This window comes from Mycobacterium mantenii (assembly GCF_001667865.1).
Taxonomy (GTDB): domain Bacteria; phylum Actinomycetota; class Actinomycetes; order Mycobacteriales; family Mycobacteriaceae; genus Mycobacterium; species Mycobacterium mantenii_A.
On the sequence record NZ_LZJP01000096.1, the window covers coordinates 18,137 to 38,627 of the forward strand.

Sequence of the window (20,491 nt, forward strand, 5' to 3'; positions counted from 1 at the left end):
GCGACTGCGAGAGCTAGCCGGTACCGATGACACCGCAGGCAATGCGGTCCATCGCGTTCTCGGTGTCCTGGGCGCCGTGCAACATCAGTGCGGTCTTGTTACCCGCCAACAGGTCGTCCCGGTTGAACGAATCGGTGGTGGTGACCAGGTACGCCGAGCCGTCCTGTCGAACCTGCAGCGACGCCAGATCGCCGCTTTCCGGCTTACCGGTATGGCCGGGAGCCTGGTAATGACCGCCGGCGGACAGGAAGTTCCCGGGCGCACCGCCGGTGGGAGCCACCGAGTTCGGCTCGCACTTGCCGATCTCGTGCACGTGCAGGCCGTGGATCCCGGGCGTCAGGATGCCGGGCGCCGCCGTCTTGACGGTGACGGTCACATAGCCGCCGGTGAAGTCGAAGGTCGCGGTGGCCGCCGAGCGACCATCGGGCGTCTTCAGCTCCGCGCTGAGCGAGCCGCCGCCGGGCGCCGGGGGCGTCGTCTCACCGGACGACGTCGGAGCGCCACTCTTCACCGGCGGGGTGGTGCCCGGCTGGGTGCTCGCATGCTGCGGTGAACTGCAGGCAGTCATGGCGACGACGGGAAGCCCCATCAAAAAGGAGGCCACAAAGGGCGAGCCGCTGAATTTCGTCATGCCGGGCAGCCTAACTCGCGCCGGCCCCGCCGATTGCCGGACCGGACGACTTCTCGCCGACCGGCGGCTACGGCCCGGCCTGGCGGGCGTCGATCCGTTCGAGCCGGCCCTCGGTATAGGAGGCGATCTGGTCGACGATGACGCGCCACCGCGCGCCGTCGCCGGACGCGGTGTTGAAGGCCGCAGCAAAGGCGGGGTCGAGGGTTCGGGGCGCTCCCGCATACAGCCAGTGCGCCACCCGGTGGATGCGTTCACGCTGCCCGGCCTGGGTTTCCAGATGTCGTGGGTCGGACATGATGAACTGCAGCGCCAGGATTTTCAGCAAGGCGACCTCGGCACGCACCAGGTCGGGAACCTGCAACTCGGCGCGGTAGCGCACCAGCGGCCCGGGACCGGCCGCCGCGCGGGTGGTGGCGATGGCGGCCGAGGCGAACCGGCCGACCAATTCACTGGTCAACTGCTTGAGCGCGACCGACGCCGCCAGCGTGGCGTCGTACTTGCCGACGGCGGCGACCACGGGCAGGGCGGAGAGCCGCCGCGCGGCGGCCATGAAGTCGTCGGCGCGCACCCGGGAAAACTCGGTCTCGCCCAGTTTGGCCAGCGCGGCCGCCTCGTCATCGTCGGCAAGCACCCGTAGGTCGATGCGTTGCGACACCACACCGTCCTCGACGTCGTGCACCGAATAGGCGACGTCGTCGGCCCAGTCCATGACCTGCGCCTCCAGGCACATCCGGCCCTCGGGTGCACCCGCCCGAACCCACGCGGCCGGCTCGCGGTCGTCGTCGTAAAAGCCGAACTTGCGCCGCCCTTCGCCCCGGTGCCACGGATACTTGGTCACCGCGTCCAGCGAGGCGCGAGTCAAGTTCAACCCCGCGCTGTTGCCTTGTGCATCAAGGACTTTGGGCTCGAGGCTGGTCAAGATTCGGAAGTTTTGGGCGTTGCCCTCGAAGCCGCCATAGTCCGTCGCGACTTCATCGAGCGCACGTTCGCCGTTGTGGCCGTAAGGCGGGTGGCCGATGTCGTGGGCCAGCCCCGCCAGCTCGACCAGGTCGAGGTCGCAGCCCAGCCCGATCGCCATTCCCCGGCCGATCTGGGCGACCTCGAGCGAGTGCGTCAACCGGGTGCGCGGTGTGTCACCCTCTCGGGGCCCGACCACCTGGGTCTTGTCGGCCAGTCGGCGCAGCGCGGCGCTGTGCAGAACCCGCGCGCGGTCCCGGGCGAAGTCGGTGCGGTGCTGACCTTCGGTACCCGGCAGACCCGCAGTCTTCGGCGCTTCGGCCACCCGTCGCTGACGGTCGAAGTCGTCGTATGGGTCGTGCTGATTCCCGCTCACCGACGCACAGTCTGCCAGGGAATGCCCGGCGAAGTCTGGCTCGACTCAGGCCCACAGCCCTGTGTCGCCGCGGGGCTCTGCCCAACTGCCTCACTCCTCATCAGGCCTACTGGCTCGCATCGTCGCGGGGCTAGATTGGCCCTATGCGCACCGCTCGCCTGATCGTCGTCATCGCGACGATCCTCACCCTCGGCTGCGGCGGCGGATTCCTCCTCGCGCCGTCCGCCGACGCGCAACCCCCATTCCGGTTGGCCGACTACATCACTGACAACGCGGGAGCCCTGTCGGATTCCGGTCGCGGCGCGGTGAACTCCGCGGTGAACAAGCTGTATACCGATCGTCACATCCGGCTGTGGGTGGTCTACGTCGACAACTTCTCCGGGCAGGCCGCCAGCGGCTGGGCACAACGCACCATGAGCGACAGCGACCTGGGCGCCTACGACGCGCTGCTGGCGGTCGGCACCGGCGGCCGTGAATACGCCTTCCTGGTGCCGTCCACGATCAAGGGCGTCACCGCGAATCAGGTCGACAAGTTGCGGCGCAACAAGATCGAGCCCGCCCTGCACAACGGCGATTGGAGCGGGGCCGCCGTCGCGGCGGCCAACGGACTAGACACCTCGCCGGGGTCATCGGGCCGGGTAGCGCTGCTGGCCGTGCTAGTGGGCGTTCTCCTCGCGTTGGGAGTCCTGTTGCTGGTCATGCGTTATCGCGGCCGGCGCCGCCGCGCCGCGGCGTTGGCCGCGGCACGCCGACTCGACCCCACCGACGCCACGGCGCTGGCCGCGGTGTCGCCGCAGGCGCTCGACGACCTGTCCCGCGAACTGGTGGTGGACGTCGACAATGCGTTACGCACCAGCGCCAACGAATTGGATTTGGCGGTCAACGAATTCGGCGAAGACCGGACCCAGCCCTTCACCCAGGCCGTGATCAAGGCCAAAGCGGCTCTGTCCCAAGCCTTCACGATCCGCCAGCAACTCGACGACCAAACGCCCGAGACCGCGGCGCAGCGCCGCGAACTGCTCACCCAGGTGATCGTCTCGGCGGCGCGCGCCGACCGCGAGCTGGAATCGCAAACCGAGGCCTTCGAGAAGTTGCGCGATCTGGTGATCAACGCCCCGACCCGGCTGGACTCACTGACCCAGCGGTACGTGGAACTCACCACCCGGATCGCGCCGGCCGAGCAACGACTTGCCGCACTGCACAACGACTTCAGCGCCGCCGCGCTGACTTCGGTGTCCGGCAATGTCACGACGGCCAAGGAGCGGCTGGCGTTCGCCGACCGCAACATCGGCAGCGCCCGTGAGCTCGCCGCCCGGGCTGTCAGTGGACAACAAGCCGGTTTGGTCGATGCCGTGCGCGCCGCCGAATCGGCGCTGGGCCAGGCGCGCGCGCTGCTCGACGCGGTGGACAACGCGGCCACCGACATTCAGCACGCGATTGACCGGCTGCCGTCGGCCATGACTGACATCCAGAACGACATCAACCGCGCCGACGACCTGCTGCGGAAGGAACCCAACTCCAAAACCACGCACACCAGTGAACTGGTTGCCGCGCGCGACGCCGCCATCGCGGCCGTCGAGCGCGCCCGGGCCGGTGCCTCCGACGATCCGCTGGGCGCTTTCGGACAACTGACCAAAGCCGACGCCGGGCTCAACGGGCTACTGGCCACGCTGGCCCAGGAGCAGGCCGCCGCCGAGCAACTGAACCGGGCTTTGGAGCAGGCGTTGTTCACCGCGGAGTCGCGGGTACGTGCGGTGTCGGACTACATCGACACGCGGCGGGGCAGCATCGGACCCGAAGCGCGCACCCGGCTGGCCGAGGCCAAACGTCATCTGCAGGCCGCCGAGGACAAGCGCTCGACGCTGCCCACCGAGGCCATCGCCCACGCCAACGCGGCATCGACGCTGGCCGCCACCGCGCAATCCCTGGCCAACGACGACGTGCAAACGGCGCAGCGCGCTTACGCGGGCCGCGGCGGCGGTGACATGGGTGCGATGCTCGGCGGCATCATCATCGGCAATGTCCTCAGCGGAGGCATGCGGGGCGGATTCGGCGGCTGGAGCCCGACGTCATTCGGCGGCAGTTCGTCCGGTGGCGGTTTCCTGGGCGGCGGCGGCCGATTTTGAGCAACGCCCAACGCCGGCGATCGTCCGCGCCCTGGGTTCTCTGAGTCTCAACCAGCGGCCGGCGAATGCGGTATCACGCCCGGAGACCGTGGCACGGTGTCGCCTTCCCACCCGCTCCACACACCGTCCGCGACCGCAGTCGGGCGGGGAACGTCAACCGTCTCGTCGGGAACTTCGGCGCCGGCTTCCGTCTTGGGCGCCCAGTGGTCGTAGTCATCCGGCGGGACGACCACGCCCCATCTGAGTGGGACCGACAGGCCACCGAGCACGCCGGACTCACCTCGAACTGCCGACACCGTGTCATCCGGCAACGGCGAACCGAGAGGCAATAGCACCCCTGCCCCCTTCCACAGCCGATTAGAGCTTTCGGGCGCTGTGGCGAACCTACTTACACCAACCGGATCACATCGTAAGACAAAGTGAAGAAAATTTGCGGGAATTGCCAATTTTTCCTTTGGTTGGGCGCACGCTCAACAGCCGCGCGGTTCGCCGCCGGGTCCGCGATCACGGACGCCGGGCGTCGCCACCCGGATGGTTGACGCGGAGAAATTCATGGCTGACTCAAATCTTCATGCAACGGATCGGTAATCGCACAATCGTTGCCGCACAACACTTTAGGAACCCGACGGCAGTTGAATCCGACGGACGGACGAGGTTTCGAGCTTGCCACGCTAATCGGTTCGTCCGGTGCGTTTGCGGACCGGCCGCACGTTTTTTACTAGACGCATCAGATAATTCCGCGTTGCGGATACAACACGGATTCCGGCGCAAACCTTACATAACCGAAAGTATTGAATTCTCGCCGTTTTGCACACCATTCACGTCTGCAACAACAGCACCGACGCCCTATCCCGGACGGTTGCGCGGAACCACCTTCGGACGAGACCTCACCACTTCGGCCTTGGTGCCGCGGTCCTCGCCCTCGGGGTTCTTCTCCCCGACCGGCATCGCCGCCACCGGCACACCACTGCCCGACGCGGTCGCCGCCGCAGCCGGCGTTCCGGCGCCCACACCCGACATCGCCGGCGTCGCGATGTACGCCGGCATCGACCCTTCCCACGCCGCCGGCACCGACATCGACCCGATGAAGCGCGCGCTACCCAGGCCGGCCGTCGCGATGCCCAGGGCGCCCAATCCCCCACCGGCCAACGGCTGCAAGTCGGACAACGCGCTACCGGTGCTGTGTGACGAGTTGAGGGGCGGGCTGGTCACGCCGACCAACGTCGGTGCCATCAGCGGAGACGACGCGGCGGATGCCGCTTGACCGGGGCTGTGGGCGAGCGTCACCATCGGCGTCATCAGCGCGGCCGCCGGATACATGCCGGCCTGCGCCACCGTCGTCAAGGTTGCTACCGGTGTTGAGGAAAGCAACGAGACTGCCGGCGAGAACACCGACAACAACGGTTGCAGTTCGGTGACGAACGCGGTCCCCAACGAGGACAAGCCCTGGAAGAACTGCGACGCGAAATTCAGGGGTGCCGTCACCAAATCGGCCAGGCCCGCCAGCCCCGCGGACGCTGCGCCACCGCTCGGTGCCGGGGGCGGCACGCTGAACTCCGGCAACGCCTGCGCCATCGATTGCGCCCCGGCGTGATAGCCCAGCATCGCGGCCACGTCCTGCGCCCACATCTCGAGGTACTCGAGCTCCGTCTGTGCGATCGCGGCCGTGTTGATGCCCAAGAAGTTCGTCGCGATCAAGACGAGCAGCCGGGCCCGGTTCGCCAGCACCGCCGGCAGCGGCACCGTCGCGATCACAGCCCCCTCGAAGGCCAGCGCCGCGATCCGGGCCTGCAGGGCCGCCACCTCGGCTTGTGCCGCCGCGATGACCAGCCATTGCAGATAAGGCGCCGCGGCCACGGTCATCGAGATCGACGACGGCCCCATCCAGGCGCCACCGACCAGATCCGAAATCACGGTTTGAAAAGACGATGCCGAGGACGACAGTTCAACCGCCAGCCCGTCCCACGCCGAGGCCGCTTCGAACAGAGGTCCGGCGCCCGGGCCGCCAAATATCAAGGCCGAGTTGATCTCAGGAGGGAAGAACACAAACGAGGGAATCATTCGCCAACCCCAACTGACCGTGTCAACGGCTCCGCCCCCGGACGGCTCGACTTCCGCCCGTGGTGCGACTAGCTATCCACTTATGGCCCAGAGGTGATCCTAAGGCACCCTCACCGCCATACGCGGGACTTTTAAGCAAAGTTTATTTCGCGAATCCGGTGTTCAGCGAGGGCGCATCAGCACCAGCGGGGTCGACGAGACGGGCGCCGGCGCAACGGAACAAACAACCTACAAGTCGCCCCCGCGATTGGGCGATCAGCAGCCCTTGAGGCGTGTCGCCAGATAATCGGACACGGCATTCATCGGGACCCGCTCCTGGGACATGTCGTCGCGCCGGCGCACCGTCACGGCGTTGTCCTCGAGTGAGTCGAAATCCACCGTCACACAGAACGGCGTGCCGATCTCGTCCTGGCGCCGATACCGTCGCCCGATCGCGCCGGCGTCATCGAAATCGATATTCCAAAACTTGCGTAACTCGGCGGCCAAGTCCCGCGCCTTGGGACTCAAGTCGGCGTGGCGGGACAGCGGAAGCACCGCAGCCTTGACCGGAGCCAGCCGCGGGTCCAGGCGCAAAACGGTGCGCTTTTCCATCTTGCCCTTGGCGTTTGGGGCTTCGTCCTCCACGTAAGCGTCGATCAAAAACGCCATGAACGACCGGGTCAGACCGGCGGCCGGCTCGATGACGTACGGGGTGTAGCGGGTGTCGGTGACCTGGTCGTAGAACGACAGGTCGACGCCGGAATGCTTTGCATGCGTTGACAAGTCGAAATCGGTGCGGTTGGCGACGCCCTCCAGCTCGCCCCACGGATTGCCCTGGAAACCGAATTTGTACTCGATGTCGACGGTGCGATCGGAGTAGTGCGACAGCTTGTCGGCCGGATGCTCGAACAACCGCAGGTTCTCCGGATCGATGCCCAGCTCGACATACCATTGCAGTCTCGTGTCGATCCAGTACTGATGCCATTCCTTCGCGGTCGACGGCTCGACGAAGAACTCCATCTCCATTTGTTCGAACTCACGGGTCCGAAAAATGAAGTTTCCCGGGGTGATCTCGTTGCGAAAACTCTTGCCGATCTGACCGATACCGAAAGGCGGCTTCTTGCGGGAAGTCGTCACCACGTTGGCGAAGTTGACGAAGATGCCCTGCGCTGTCTCCGGACGCAGATAGTGCAGGCCCTCCTCGGTCTCGATCGGACCCAAGTAGGTCTTGAGCATCATGTTGAATTCGCGCGGCTCGGTCCATTGGCCGGGCTCGCCGGTCTCCGGGTCGCGGATATCGGCCAGCCCGTTGGGCGGCGGGTGGCCGTGTTTGGCTTCGTAGGCCTCGATGAGATGGTCGGCGCGATAGCGCTTGTGGGTGATCAACGACTCGACCAGCGGGTCGTGGAAGACCTCGACGTGGCCGGAGGCCACCCACACCTGCCGCGGCAAAATGATCGACGAATCCAGCCCGACGACGTCGTCGCGACCGCTGACCACCGAGCGCCACCACTGCCGCTTGATGTTCTCCTTGAACTCCACGCCCAGCGGGCCGTAATCCCACGCCGACCGGGTGCCGCCGTAGATCTCCCCGGAGGGAAAGACGAAGCCGCGGCGCTTGGCCAGGTTCACTACGGTGTCGATGACGGACGCCACGGGGTGGTGCACTCCCTTTCCGGGTTTGGTGGGCACGCGCGGCGGTCAGCCGCGGTGCGCAGAGCATCAGTCATGGTAGCGATCGCCGCCGCGCTCTTTGACATGCGTCATCATGCATGTGACAGTGGGAGGCAGCCGATAACGATATTCAATGGCGGATACTTTCCCACTACCTGGCACTTCTCGAGGTGATGCCGCTCCCATGACGTCCCCGTCACCTTCTCCTCCGGCGCCGGCCGCCGCGGACGACCCGGGCGTGGGTCCGGTCGCCCACGGCCACGACGCGCTCGCCGCCGGTGGGCATGCCAGAGCCGCGGCATATCCCGTTCCGCCACCGCGGGACATCCTCGATGCCGCCGGGGAGCTGTTGCGCGCGCTGGCCGCGCCCGTGCGCATCGCCATCGTGCTGCAATTGCGCGAGTCTCACCGCTGCGTGCACGAGTTGGTGGATGCGCTGGCCGTGCCCCAGCCGCTGGTCAGCCAGCATCTGAAGATTCTCAAGGCGGCCGGGGTGGTCACCGGGGAGCGATCCGGTCGCGAAGTGCTCTACCGGCTTGCCGATCATCACCTCGCGCACATCGTGGTGGACGCCGTCGCGCACGCCAGTGAGGAGCCGCGCCAATGACCCGCGTCGGCGACGATGCAGCGCGCAGCGCTGAGAAGGAGCCGCGCCAATGACAGGGGCCAGCGTCCGCTCCACCCGGCAGCGTGCGGCGATCTCCACGTTGCTGGAGACGCTCGACGAGTTCCGCTCGGCGCAGGAGCTGCATGACGAGTTGCGCCGCCGCGGCGAGAACATCGGGTTGACGACGGTCTACCGGACGCTGCAGTCGATGGCGGCGGCGGGGATGATCGACACGCTGCGCACCGACACCGGTGAATCGGTCTACCGCAGGTGTTCGGAGCACCATCACCACCACCTGGTGTGTCGCAGTTGTGGCGCCACCATCGAGGTGGGCGATCACGAGGTCGAGGAGTGGGCGACGGCAGTGGCTGCCAAACATGGCTTCTCCGACGTCAGCCACACGATCGAAATCTTCGGCACCTGTTCGGACTGCGGCGGCCGCTAGCCGGTTAGGCCGTCAGCGCCCGACGAACCTCGGCGCCGGTGTCCAGCACCAACAGGATGAAGGTCCGCAGGGCCTCGTCGGTCAGGCCGCCGCCAGGAAAGTTGTAACGCAGCATCACGTCGGCGGTCTTCGATGCGCCTTTGCCCGAATTGCGTTGCACGGCCTTCTCATTGACCTTCTCGATCAGGGTCACACTGCCGAAGTTGCTGTCGCGGGCCTGTTTCGCGACTTGCTCGCTGATCTTCTTGGTCAGCGGCAGATCCCAGGCCAATACCTGGGTGAGCGACACCAAATCGAGGCCCTCGGCGATGTTCACCACCCGCAACGAGGCGATGGTGCCGCCGTGGCGCACCGTCACCGCGCCGTCGGCCTCCTCCTCGAGTGGAAGGACGTCGCCGAGTATCGACGCCAGACGCTCCTGCAACGACGGCACTATGCGCTCCCGAATCTGCGATTGCGCGAGGCGTATTCCTCACACGCCGCCCACAAGTCGCGGCGGTCGTAGTCGGGCCACAGCTTGTCCTGGAAAACGTACTCGGCGTACGCCGCCTGCCACAACATGAAATTGCTTGACCGGTGCTCCCCCGACGTCCGCAAAAACAGGTCCACGTCGGGGATGTCGGGCCGCTGCAGATGATGCCCCACGGTCGACTCGGTGATGCGCTCCGGGTTCAACCGTCCGGCGGCGGCCAGGCGTGCGATTTCCTTTGTGGCTTCGGCGATTTCTGCGCGACCGCCGTAGTTGACGCAGTAGTTGACGGTGATCACGTCGTTGCCCTTGGTCATGTCCTCCGCGATCGCCAACTCATTGATCACACTGCGCCACAGGCGAGGCCGCGAACCCACCCACCGAATCTTGACCCCGATCGCGTTCAGGTTCACCCGGCGCATGCGCACCACGTCGCGGTTGAACCCCATCAGGAAACGCACCTCCTCGGGGGAACGCTTCCAGTTCTCGGTGGAGAAGGCGTAGAGGCTGAGCCATTTGATGCCGAGTTCGATTGCACCGCAGACGATATCGATGACCACCGCCTCGCCCGCCTTGTGACCGTCGGTACGGGTCAATCCCCGTTGGGTGGCCCAGCGGCCGTTGCCGTCCATCACGATGGCCACATGATTGGGCAACCGATCGGCCTCGATTCTGGGCGGGGCCGCCTTGGAGACGTGTTGTGGGGGGCGGCGCGGGCCGCCGTCGGCCGACGGCGGCAGCTCCGGAAAGACGACCGGCCAGGTCGACTTGTCGGGAAACACCGGATAGTCGTCGGGCGCGGGCGGCAGCTGCGGGAAACCGGCTGCCGCCGTGGCGCGCTCAGCCTTTCGGTCAGAGCCGGCGGCCCAGAGTTTAGCCACAATCCATATCCTGCCCGATCAGCGCCGCGCGCTGTTCGGCGATGGTGCGGTCGGCGTGATACGTCCGTTCCACGAGCGGCAACGTCTTGAGCTGGCGCTCCAAATGCCACTGCAGGTGCGCGGCCACCAGACCGCTGACGTAGTTGCGGTGCGATTGCGGCGTCGTTTCGGCGAAGTCCCAATCGCCGTCGTGCAGTGCGGACATCAGATCCAGCACCCCCGGCGGCGGTGTCGTCGAACCGGCCGGGCGGCAGTGTGAGCAGACGCTGCCGCCGGCGCCGACATGGAACGCCCGATGCGGACCGGGCGTGGCGCAACGGGCGCACTCGGTCAGCGCCGGCGCCCATCCGGCGATGCCCATGGCACGCAGCAGGTAGGCGTCCAGCAGCAGATCCCGGGACCGGCGCCCGTCGGCCACCGCCCGCAACGCGCTCACCGTGAGCCCGTGCAGGGCCGGGGCGGGCGCCCGCTCCTCGCCGGCGAGGCGTTCGGCGGTTTCCAGCATGGCGCAGCCGCAGGTGTAGCGGCCGTAGTCGTTGACGATGTCGGTGGCGAACGCGTCAATCGAGACGACCTGGGTGACGATGTCGAGGTTGCGGCCGGGATGTAGTTGCGCGTCGATGTGCGCGAACGGCTCCAGTCGCGCGCCGAATTTGCTGCGGGTGCGGCGCACGCCCTTGGCCACCGCGCGGACCAGCCCGTGATCACGAGTCAGCAGGGTGACGATCCGGTCGGCTTCGCCGAGCTTGTGCTGGCGCAACACAACAGCTCGGTCTCGGTATAGCCGCATCACAATAGTTTTGCACCCCGCCGCGACATTACGGGTATCCGCGCCGTTAGTCTCGTACCCCGTGATTGGCGCTTCTGGGTCGGGTCCTGGGTCCATTTCCGGATCCCGCCACCGGCGCCTGCCCACACTGACTGACCTGCTCTATCAGCTGGCCAGCCGGTCAGTGACGTCCACCACACTGGTCGGTCGCTCCCTGCACGCCATCCACGCCAGCCAGCCCACGCTGAACGCCTTCCGGGTGGTGCTCACCGAGTCGGCGCTGGCCGACGCGGCGGAGGCCGACCGGCGCCGGGCGGCCGGCGACACCGCCCCGCTGCTGGGGATTCCGATCGCCGTGAAAGACGACGTCGACGTCGCCGGGGTGCCGACCGCCTTCGGGACCGAGGGGTCGGTCGCGCCCGCGGCGCAGGACGCCGAGGTGGTGCGGCGACTCAAGGCGGCCGGCGCGGTGATCGTCGGCAAGACCAACACCTGCGAACTCGGCCAATGGCCGTTCACCAGCGGGCCCGGTTTCGGGCATACCCGCAACCCCTGGTCGCGCCGGCACACGCCGGGCGGATCGTCGGGCGGCAGCGCCGCGGCGGTGGCGGCCGGCCTGGTCACCGCCGCCATCGGCTCGGACGGTGCCGGCAGCATCCGCGTCCCGGCGGCGTGGACGCACCTGGTGGGTATCAAGCCGCAGCGTGGACGCATCTCGACCTGGCCGTTGCCGGAGGCGTTCAACGGCATCACGGTCAACGGCGTGTTGGCCCGGACCGTGGCCGATGCGGCGCTGGTGCTCGACGCCGCGTCCGGCAACGTGGAGGGCGACCGGCACCAGCCGCCCCGGATCACCGCCTCCGACTATGTGGGAAAGGCGCCGGGCCCGCTGAACATCGCGCTGTCCACCCGGTTCCCGTACACCGGTTTCCGCCCGAAGCTGCACCCGGAGATCCTGGCCGCGACGCGCGCCGTCGGTAAGCAACTCGAGTTGCTCGGCCACACCGTGGTGCCCGGCAACCCGGACTACGGCATGCGGCTGTCGTGGGACTTTCTCGCCCGGTCGACCTCGGGCCTCCGGGATTGGGAGGAGCGGCTGGGCGACGGCGTCGTGCTGGATCCCCGCACCCTGGCCAACCTGCGCGTGGGCGCCGTGCTGGGGCAGGCGATCCTGCGCACCGCGCGCCGCCACGAAGCGGCCGATCAGCGCCGGGTGGGCTCGATCTTCGACATCGTCGACGTGGTGTTGGCGCCGACCACCGCGCAGCCACCGCCGCTGGCGCGCGCCTTCGACCGGTTGGGTGGCTTCGGCACCGACCGCGCCATGGTCGCCGCGTGCCCGCTGACGTTCCCGTGGAACGTCCTGGGCTGGCCGTCGATCAACGTGCCGGCGGGCTTCACGTCCGACGGCTTGCCGATCGGTGTGCAGCTGATGGGCCCGGCGAACAGCGAGGGCATGCTGATTTCGCTGGCCGCAGAGCTGGAGGCCGTGTGCGGATGGGCGAGCCAGCAGCCGCAGCCGTGGTGGGATGAGACCGCGGAGCCGGCTGGCGGGATCAACGGCTGACTCTTCGACCGCAGCAGCGCGCGTCCTTGCAGGTCTTCGCGGCAGTAGTCGCGGCGAATCAGCGCCGACTATGCGGGTACCCGTTCGCCATGGACCAATCGGAGGCCCCGCTGCTCGATGCGCTGGCCGATTATCGGGACAAGAACCGGTACGGGTTCACGCCGCCGGGCCACCGGCAGGGACGCGGCACCGACGATCGGGTCCTGGCCGTCCTGGGCCGCGAACCGTTTCTGGACGACGTGCTGGCCAGCGGCGGGCTGGATGACCGCAGAACCAGCAACGGATACCTCAAGCGCGCCGAAGACCTGATGGCCGAAGCCGTGGGCGCCGAGATCGCCTGGTTTTCCACCTGCGGCAGTTCGTTGTCGGTCAGGGCGGCGATGATGGCCGTCGCTGGCGGTGACGGCAGCCTCCTGGTCGGCCGCGACAGTCACAAGTCGATCGTGGCCGGGCTGATCTTCTCCGGTGTGCAGCCGCGCTGGATCACTCCCCGCTGGGACGCCGAGCACCACTTCTCCCATCCGCCCTCGCCGCGGCAGGTCGAAGAAGCCTGGACAAAGCACCCCGATGCCGCCGGCGCGCTGGTCGTCAGCCCGAGCCCGTACGGCACCTGCGCCGACATCGCCGGCATCGCGCAGGTGTGCCATCGGCGCGGGAAGCCGTTGATCATCGACGAGGCGTGGGGGGCCCACCTGCCGTTTCACGAGGACCTGCCGACGTGGGCGATGGATGCGGGCGCGGACGTCTGCGTTGTCAGCGTGCACAAGATGGGCGCCGGTTTCGAGCAGGGCTCGGTGTTCCATGTGCAGGGCGATTTGATCGATCAGGCCCGGCTTTCCGGCTGCGCGGATCTGCTGATGACGACCAGCCCCAACGTCCTGCTGTATGCCGCCATGGACGGTTGGCGCCGGCAGATGGTGGAGCGCGGTCACGAATTGCTCGGCTCTGCAATCGATTTGACACGTCAGGTGCGCGAGGAGATCGAACTGATTCCCGACGTGGAGGTGCTCGACGACGAACTTCTCGGCGTGCAGGCCTCCCACGACCTGGACCGAATGCAGGTGCTCATCGATGTATCGGCCACGGGCACATCGGGTTACCAGGCCGCCGACTGGTTGCGCGCGCACGCGCACATCGACACGGGCATGAGCGATCACCGCCGCATCCTGGCCACCCTGTCCATGGCCGACGATAAGGAAACGGTGGGCCGTCTCACCGATGCGCTCCGGGCATGGCGAACGGCGGCCGATGACTTCGAGCCGGCACCGCGAATCGCGCTGCCTTCGCCGGCGGACCTGCAAATGGAGACCGTCGAGCTGCCGCGCGACGCGTTTTTCGGGCGGGTCGAGGCGATCCCGCCCCAGCGCGCCGGCGGCCGGGTGGCCGCCGAGCAGATCACGCCCTACCCCCCCGGCATTCCCGCCGTCGTTCCCGGTGAGCGCCTCAATGATGCTGTGCTGGAATATCTTTGCTCGGGCGTCGAGGCCGGCATGAACCTACCCGACGCCGCGGATCCGTCGTTGCAGACGATCCGGGTGCTCGCCTGACGTGCCGATCATGCGCATCATCGTTCACATGAGCCACATGCGTAGCCTGTGCCGGGTATAGGGGTTTTCCCGATTGCGCTAGCACCGGCGCTAGCACGAATGAAACTCACCTATTGGTCGGAGGCCGTGCGGGCCGTGCGGCGGGGCGCGCCGTCGCCGAGCGGGCATAGGCGGCCGGATCGGCCGACAGGGCTCGCCCCCACCGAATACGAGCGCTAAAAACCAAGTCTGCCAAGCTGTTTGGGGTCGCTCTGCCAATTTTTGGCGACCTTGACGCGCAGGTCGAGGTAAACCTTGGTGCCCAGCAGCTTTTCGATCTGGGCGCGCGCAGCCGTGCCGACCTCCCGCAGCCGGGCACCGCCCTTGCCGATGATGATCCCCTTCTGACTGTCGCGTTCGACGTAGAGCAGGGCATGCACGTCGATCAGGTCGTCGCGATCCTCCCGCGGGTTGACCTCGTCGATGACCACCGCCAACGAATGCGGCAGCTCGTCGCGAACGCCCTCGAGGGCGGCCTCGCGGATGAGCTCGGCCATCAGGACCTCTTCGGGCTCGTCGGTCAGCTCACCGTCGGGGTAGTAGGCCGGGCCGGGCGGCAGCGCCGCGGCCAGCACGTCGATCAAGATGTCGACCTGTGCCCCGGTCACCGCCGACACCGGGACGATTTCGGCCGAGTCGCCGACCAGCTCGCTGACCGCCACCAACTGCGCGGCCACTCGGTCCTTGGGCGTCTTGTCGATCTTGGTGACGATGGCCACCAGCGCCGTCTTCGGTGCGGTCGCGCGAATCTGCTCGACGATCCACCGGTCGCCCGGACCGATCGCCTCGTCGGCCGGGATGCACAGCCCGATCACGTCGACTTCGGAATAGGTGTCGCGCACCAGATCGTTGAGGCGCTTGCCCAGCAGGGTGCGTGGCCGGTGTAACCCCGGGGTGTCGACCAGGATGATCTGGAAGTCTTCCCGGTGCACGATGCCGCGGATGGTGTGCCGGGTGGTCTGTGGCCGCTTCGAGGTGATCGCGACCTTGGTCCCGACGAGCGCGTTCGTCAGCGTCGATTTCCCGGTGTTGGGGCGACCCACCAAACACACGAAACCGGAACGGAATTCAGTCATCCTGGGCGGACACCTCGCCGTCGGATGAACCGTCGGATTCGGCCGGGCTGAGCAGGACCGTGTTGATCCGCACCCGGCCCCGGTGATCGGCGCCGCCCTCGGCCTGCAACCGCACACCGTGGGAGACCACCTCGGCGCCCGGCAGCGGGACCCGGCCCAATTCCAGGGCAAGCAAACCGCCCACGGTATCGACGTCGAGATCGTCGTCGAACTCCACGTCATACAGCTCGCCCAGGTCTTCGATCGGCAACCGCGCCGACACCCGGAAGTGCTTGTCGCCCAGATCTTCTACCGGCGCCGTTTCCGCCTGGTCGTACTCGTCGGCGATCTCGCCGACGATTTCCTCGAGCACGTCCTCGATGCTGACCAGACCGGCGATCGCACCGTACTCGTCGACGAGGAGAGCCATGTGGTTGCGGTCTCGCTGCATTTCCCGCAGCAGCGAGTCCAACGGCTTGGAGTCCGGCACGAATACCGCCGGCCGCATCACCTTCGACACCAGCGGCGTCCTGCCGCCATCGCCCAACAAAACAGTCTGCTGCACAAGATCTTTCAGATACACGACGCCGAGGATGTCGTCGACGTTCTCGCCGATCACCGGGATCCGGGAATGCCCGCTGCGCACCGCCAGGTTGATCGCCTGGCTGGCGTACTTGTCGCTTTCGATCCAGATCATCTCGGTGCGTGGCACCATCACCTCGCGGGCCGGGGTGTCACCGAGCTCGAAGACCGACTGGATCATCCGGCGCTCTTCGGCGGCGACCACACCGCGCTGCTGGGCCAGGTCGACGACTTCGCGCAGCTCGATTTCGGAGGCGAACGGCCCGTTCCGCAGGCCGCGGCCGGGAGTCACCGCGTTACCCAGCACCACCAGCAACCGGCTGATCGGCATCAACAGCCACGAGATCGCTTGCAGCGGAAGAACTGTCGTCAAGGCGATGGAGTAGGCGTTCTGACGGCCGAGGGTACGCGGCCCCACCCCCATGACGACGAAGCTGGTCACCACCATGATGGCCGCGGCGCCGAACAATCCCCAGCGCAGCCCGAAGTTGTCATAGAGGAACACCACCAGCAGCACGGTCGCCGTGATCTCGCAGGTGATCCGCAGCAGCACGACCAGGTTGATGTAGCGGGGCCGCTCCGACATCACCTTGGACAGCGCCACCGCGCCGGGCCGCTCGTCGCGCACCAACTCCTGAACCCGCGCCAGCGACACCGTGCTGATGGCCGCATCGATCGCCGCGAACAATCCCCCCAACGCGATCAGCGCTACCGCGCCGAGCAGCTCAGACCAGCCGGTCATGTGTCAGCGTTCTGCTCCTCGGTGCGACTCCGGCGAGCGAGCAGCCAGGCAATCAGGCCCACCACCACCGCGAATCCCCCGAAACGCAGCGCCAGGGTCCATCCGGACTGGTGGGGTTCGCCCGGCTCCTGGTGGTGGACGGCCAGCAGCACCAGGAAGCTGCCGTCGTCGGTCGGACCGACGCCCGGCGTCGGCTGGGTCTTGAGAACCCTGAGCTGGGCGGGGGCGCTGGTGGAGTTGTCGACCTGCCCCCAGGCCAGGGTGGAGTCGTCGAACAGGAAGATGTCCTGGCCGCCCGCGGGTTGACTGCCGTCGTGACCCACCACGGCCACGTGGCCCACCTCGACGGTCTCGCTCTTGGCGGGCACGGACACCGTGACGTTCTCGTACAGCTTCGGGGGCGCCGGCGGCCGGTAGTCGGGCGGCGGCGGACCGTTGTAGCCGTTCAACGGTATCGACCCTCCGCCGTAGAAGCTGCCCGCCGCCACGTAGCTGTCGCCGACCGCGGTGAACGGGACGACGCCGACGGTCGTGGCGTCGAGCACCATCCGGGCTCCGCGGGCCAGGTAGGCCTCCTGGTAGGCCCCGTTATAGAAGTAGCGGAACGTGATCGGCTGATTGAGCGGGTTGTAGAGGGTCGGGCGGCGATAGCCGTCGTCGTAGTCGATGTAGTCCCAGTGGCGCGGACGGACGAACTTCTGATCGTCGATCTTGAGGATGTCGACGTTCTCCCGGTGGGAACTCACGACGTTCTGCACCTGCTGGTTGAAATCCACCTGGGTCGGCGGCTTCGGCGGGTTGGCGGGGTCGACACGCGTCACCGGTGCGGCCTTGGCCGCCGCGATCGCCACCGCCGGCGCATCCAGCCCTCTCGGCGGCGCCACCACCGGGGCGTTGCGCGGCGCATCGGGGCCCGGCGGGTTGATCTCCAGCGCCGGAACGGACTGACCCGAATTCGGCGGGGGCAGGACCAGTGGGTTCTGCGCCGGCGGCGGCATCGGCGGCGGCTCGTACACCGGGATGGGAACTTCCGGAGCCCGCGTGGGCGCGTTGCTCGCGGGCCCTTGGACCCCGCGGCGGTCCTCGTTGCAGACGTTCGCCGTGTGATAGGCGTTCACGTAAAACATGCAGTGCTGGCAGGCGACGGGGTTGGATCCCGGGCCGGCGCACGGGGCGGCCTGCGCCTCGGTGGTCGTGACCAACACCGACAACGGTGCGAATGCGATGGCGGCTGCCGCCAAGATGCTGAGTGACCTCAATTGTCGAAATACCTTGACTTGAAGGTTTGCTCCATCATCGCTTTGAGCTGCGGTTTTCTTGGTAGGTCAAAGATATCACTTCCCGAACAGAGTTGTATGTCAAAATATTGCCGTGACCAAGAGTTTGCTGACTGACATGCTCCCGTCCTGGCAGTTGTCGCTGAGGGCCGAGCGCAAATCCCCCGGCACCATCAGCACCTACACAGACGGGGTACGGAAGTTCCTGCGCTGGTGCGAAGAGACCGGGACCCCGGCCGAGCTGACCAAGCTCGCCGTGCAGGAATTTCTTGCTGACCTGCTCGATCAGGGCGCAGAAGCCAACACGGCGAAGTCGCGTGACCTCGCCTTGAAGCGGTATGCGAAATGGCTCGTTAATGAAGGCGAGCTTAGCTCCGATCCGCTGCTGGGGCTCAAACCGCCCAAGGGCGACCAGAAGGTGGTCCAGGCCGTGACCGAGGACCAGCTCCGGCGCATGATCATCGCCTGCCAGGGCAAATCTCTCACCGACCGCCGTGACGAGGCAATTATCCGGCTGATGGCTGAGACGGGCATCCGAACCAATGAAGTCCTCGACCTGCAGGTGCCCGATGTGAACCTCACCGATGGCCTGGTCACCATCCTCCGGGGCAAGGGCGGGAAAGGCCGGGTGTCGCCGTTCAGCGTGCAGACCGCCAGCGCCATCGACCGCTACCTTCGCGCTCGCCGCGCCCACCGCCTCTCCGACACCGGGGCGCTGTGGCTGGGCGGGGGCGGGAAGGGCCTGGGCTATCACGGGCTGCGCAAGGCGCTGAAGCTGCGCGCCAACGCTGCCGGTGTCGAGAACTTCCACCTGCACATGCTGCGCCACACCGCGGCGATCCGGTGGCTATCGAAGAACGGTTCGGAGTCGGGGCTGATGTCGGTCGCCGGGTGGAAGAACCGCACCATGATCGACAGGTACATCGGCGCCGCGGCTGCCAGCCTTGCCGCCGACGAGGCCCGCAGGCTCAACCTGGGCGATATTTGAGCTGGCACTTTCCAAAGTGTTACAGGCACTTTCGTGAATGTGACACTTTTTAGTTGCGTCACGGGCGATCAGCGCTGTACGGTCACGGCCATAACTGCTGCTGACCCGCCAGTCGTCCTGGGAAGCGTCAGATCAGCACTCCATAACGATCAGCAGGCTCGCCTGGGCTCAGGGAAACGTCGCGCTGATCGACATAGCGATCAGCGTTATCGGCCCGCCAGCGGTCCTGGGAAGCGCCGAGCTGATCGACCTGGGGAAATCTCCCCACCACCCCCGGCCTCGGGTGAAGTCTATCTAGAGGCCGGTATTCAAACCCCTTGAGCCGCACCCCATTCGGGTGTGGCTTTTCTTTTACTCATTTGGCCGGGCGTCTTCGGGCATCCGGCCTTTGCCATGCATGGAATAGGAGACACCCATGGCACCTGTCACCACCGAGCACCGCTTGCGCCTGCAGGCAGCCGTACATGAAAGCTGGGCACGCACCGAAAACCGTTCCGCCCGTACCCATAACGCCCGCAGGGCGGCGTGGGACCGTTTCGAGAAGCAGGTGGACCCCGAGGGGAAGCTCCCCCCGGCCCTGCGCGCCAAGATGGCCGAGAACGCCCGCCAGGCCCACTTCCGCCGGATGGCGCTGAAGTCCGTCGAGGCTCGTCGTCGGCGCCGCGAGGGGGCGGTGTCATGACCGAGACCGACGAATGGTTCATGAAGCTCGTCCAGGCCCCGGACGGGGGGCGCATCCTGAGCCGGTCGCAGCTGGCCGGGCTGAAGGCACCGGAGCCACTGATCGGCAATGTCCTTGACCGCGGGACGCTGGCGATCCTCTACGGCCCGTGGGGAATCGGAAAATCGTTCGTCGCTATCGACTGGGCCGCGTGCATCGCCACCGGCCGCCCCTGGCAGGGCCGACCCACCGAACAGTCCAAGGTGCTCTACATCGCTGCGGAAGGCGTGCAGGGCTTCGACAAGCGGCTCTCGGCGTGGGAAAAGGCGTGGCGCTACACCGTGTCCGATGACCAGTTCGACATCCACCCCGGGCCGGTGAACCTGATGGACCACGCCGAGGTGGGCGAACTGGTGGGGCGTATCCGCTGCACCACCTACGGCCTGATCGTCGTGGACACCCTGGCGCGGTGCACGGTCGGTGCCGACGAGAACACCTCGCGGGACATGGGGATCGCGATCAACTCGCTGGATCGGCTCCGTCGGGCCAGTGGCGGCGGGACCGTACTGGCGGTCCATCACCCCGGCAAGAACAGCGGGACGCTGCGCGGGTCATCGGCCATCGAAGGCGCCGCGGATACGGTCTACTCGGTGGTCAAGGACGGCGACGGCTTCATCCTGGACCGCAAGAAGCGCAAGGACGGCCCGGTAGTGGACCGGCATACGCTGATGCTCACCGAGATGAACGGCTCCTGCATCGTGGAGGTGTCGCGTCGGACTACCCAGAAGGATGGCCTTGAGGTCATCCGGTCGGCGCTCGGCGCCGATGGCGCAACCAAGGCGCAGATCAAGGACGTGCTGATGAGTGCGGGCTGGTCACGCCCCGGCGCCTACCGGGAGATCAAGGCCCTGATTAAAGACGGCGCCCTGACGGTGACCGGCGACCTGCACTATCTCAACTAGCGTCTCAGCCCGTCTCGGCCATTTGCGCCCTCCGCAGGTCAGGGCAACTTCGGGAGTCTCATCTCAGGCCCCCCTTTAAGGGGGCCGGTGAGACGA

The 20,491-nt window shown here is 67.0% G+C and carries 18 protein-coding genes and 1 pseudogene; 8 read left to right on the plus strand and 11 right to left on the minus strand.

The features are described from left to right. Positions 1 to 13: 13 nt before the first annotated feature. Both sodC and A5688_RS16740 read right to left on the minus strand, forming a co-directional pair. Entirely contained in the window at positions 14 to 631 is a 618-nt protein-coding gene (gene sodC / locus A5688_RS16735; RefSeq protein WP_067830319.1) for a superoxide dismutase[Cu-Zn], read from the minus strand. Positions 632 to 698: 67 nt separating this feature from the next. Continuing rightward, the gene (locus tag A5688_RS16740) at positions 699 to 1,964 is read right to left on the minus strand and encodes a deoxyguanosinetriphosphate triphosphohydrolase (protein ID WP_067830310.1); all 1,266 of its coding nucleotides are present in this window, start codon (positions 1,962 to 1,964) and stop codon (positions 699 to 701) included. Between the two features lie 143 nt (positions 1,965 to 2,107). Between A5688_RS16740 and A5688_RS16745 the strand changes: the two genes are divergently transcribed. Continuing rightward, positions 2,108 to 4,090 carry a TPM domain-containing protein gene (locus tag A5688_RS16745; RefSeq protein WP_067911690.1) on the plus strand — a complete coding sequence of 661 codons (1,983 nt, stop codon included), beginning with the start codon at positions 2,108 to 2,110 and terminating at the stop codon, positions 4,088 to 4,090. Positions 4,091 to 4,259: 169 nt separating this feature from the next. On the opposite strand, the pseudogene A5688_RS28575 reads toward A5688_RS16745, so the two are convergent. The 3 genes and pseudogenes from A5688_RS28575 to A5688_RS16755 all read right to left on the minus strand — a co-directional run. Then, a pseudogene (locus A5688_RS28575) lies at positions 4,260 to 4,425 on the minus strand (hypothetical protein); the annotation flags it as partial. A gap of 511 nt (positions 4,426 to 4,936) precedes the next feature. Further along, positions 4,937 to 6,151, minus strand: coding sequence for a PPE family protein (locus A5688_RS16750; protein WP_067830300.1), 1,215 nt, complete (start codon positions 6,149 to 6,151; stop codon positions 4,937 to 4,939). A gap of 255 nt (positions 6,152 to 6,406) precedes the next feature. Then, positions 6,407 to 7,798 (minus strand): glycine--tRNA ligase, encoded by a 1,392-nt coding sequence (locus A5688_RS16755; RefSeq protein ID WP_067830489.1) that lies wholly within the window; start codon positions 7,796 to 7,798, stop codon positions 6,407 to 6,409. Between the two features lie 190 nt (positions 7,799 to 7,988). On the opposite strand from A5688_RS16755, the gene A5688_RS16760 reads away from it, so the two are divergent. Further along, positions 7,989 to 8,411 carry an ArsR/SmtB family transcription factor gene (locus tag A5688_RS16760; RefSeq protein WP_067830297.1) on the plus strand — a complete coding sequence of 141 codons (423 nt, stop codon included), beginning with the start codon at positions 7,989 to 7,991 and terminating at the stop codon, positions 8,409 to 8,411. Positions 8,412 to 8,460: 49 nt separating this feature from the next. Next, positions 8,461 to 8,856, plus strand: a complete 396-nt coding sequence (locus A5688_RS16765; RefSeq protein WP_067830294.1) for a Fur family transcriptional regulator — start codon at positions 8,461 to 8,463, stop codon at positions 8,854 to 8,856. Between the two features lie 4 nt (positions 8,857 to 8,860). Here the strand turns inward: A5688_RS16765 and A5688_RS16770 are convergent, their stop codons facing one another. From A5688_RS16770 to recO, 3 genes are read right to left on the minus strand one after another with little or no spacing between them, the layout of a single operon-like run. After that, positions 8,861 to 9,289 carry a hypothetical protein gene (locus A5688_RS16770; RefSeq protein ID WP_067911693.1) on the minus strand — a complete coding sequence of 143 codons (429 nt, stop codon included), beginning with the start codon at positions 9,287 to 9,289 and terminating at the stop codon, positions 8,861 to 8,863. After that, positions 9,289 to 10,206, minus strand: coding sequence for a decaprenyl diphosphate synthase (locus A5688_RS16775; RefSeq protein WP_067911696.1), 918 nt, complete (start codon positions 10,204 to 10,206; stop codon positions 9,289 to 9,291). The genes A5688_RS16770 and A5688_RS16775 overlap by 1 nt, the downstream gene beginning before the upstream one ends. Further along, positions 10,199 to 10,996, minus strand: a complete 798-nt coding sequence (recO, locus tag A5688_RS16780; RefSeq protein WP_067830285.1) for a DNA repair protein RecO — start codon at positions 10,994 to 10,996, stop codon at positions 10,199 to 10,201. The genes A5688_RS16775 and recO overlap by 8 nt, the downstream gene beginning before the upstream one ends. Positions 10,997 to 11,057: 61 nt before the next feature. Here recO and A5688_RS16785 point away from each other — a divergent pair, with 61 nt between their 5' ends. Both A5688_RS16785 and A5688_RS16790 read left to right on the plus strand, forming a co-directional pair. After that, a complete protein-coding gene (locus tag A5688_RS16785; protein WP_067830282.1) occupies positions 11,058 to 12,542 on the plus strand; it encodes an amidase in 1,485 nt (494 codons plus the stop codon). Between the two features lie 89 nt (positions 12,543 to 12,631). Next, entirely contained in the window at positions 12,632 to 14,089 is a 1,458-nt protein-coding gene (locus tag A5688_RS16790) for an aminotransferase class I/II-fold pyridoxal phosphate-dependent enzyme (RefSeq protein WP_067830279.1), read from the plus strand. 215 nt (positions 14,090 to 14,304) lie between these two features. Here the strand turns inward: A5688_RS16790 and era are convergent, their stop codons facing one another. The 3 genes from era to A5688_RS16805 are packed head-to-tail and all read right to left on the minus strand — an operon-like array spanning position 14,305 to position 17,766. Then, a complete protein-coding gene (gene era, locus A5688_RS16795; protein WP_067911699.1) occupies positions 14,305 to 15,204 on the minus strand; it encodes a GTPase Era in 900 nt (299 codons plus the stop codon). Continuing rightward, positions 15,197 to 16,507: a hemolysin family protein gene (locus A5688_RS16800; protein WP_067830272.1), complete on the minus strand. Its 1,311-nt coding sequence runs from the start codon at positions 16,505 to 16,507 to the stop codon at positions 15,197 to 15,199. Before A5688_RS16800 ends, era begins: the two co-directional genes overlap by 8 nt. After that, positions 16,504 to 17,766: a hypothetical protein gene (locus A5688_RS16805; RefSeq protein WP_067911702.1), complete on the minus strand. Its 1,263-nt coding sequence runs from the start codon at positions 17,764 to 17,766 to the stop codon at positions 16,504 to 16,506. Before A5688_RS16805 ends, A5688_RS16800 begins: the two co-directional genes overlap by 4 nt. 136 nt (positions 17,767 to 17,902) lie before the next feature. Here A5688_RS16805 and A5688_RS16810 point away from each other — a divergent pair, with 136 nt between their 5' ends. The 3 genes from A5688_RS16810 (at position 17,903) to A5688_RS16820 (ending at position 20,395) form a co-directional block, all read left to right on the plus strand. Beyond that, on the plus strand, positions 17,903 to 18,772 hold the full coding sequence (locus A5688_RS16810) for a tyrosine-type recombinase/integrase (RefSeq protein ID WP_347503046.1): 870 nt from the start codon (positions 17,903 to 17,905) through the stop codon (positions 18,770 to 18,772). A 442-nt stretch (positions 18,773 to 19,214) separates the two neighbouring features. Beyond that, positions 19,215 to 19,454 (plus strand): hypothetical protein, encoded by a 240-nt coding sequence (locus tag A5688_RS16815; protein WP_067911923.1) that lies wholly within the window; start codon positions 19,215 to 19,217, stop codon positions 19,452 to 19,454. Further along, positions 19,451 to 20,395, plus strand: coding sequence for an AAA family ATPase (locus tag A5688_RS16820; protein WP_067911705.1), 945 nt, complete (start codon positions 19,451 to 19,453; stop codon positions 20,393 to 20,395). Before A5688_RS16815 ends, A5688_RS16820 begins: the two co-directional genes overlap by 4 nt. Positions 20,396 to 20,491 lie beyond the last annotated feature (96 nt).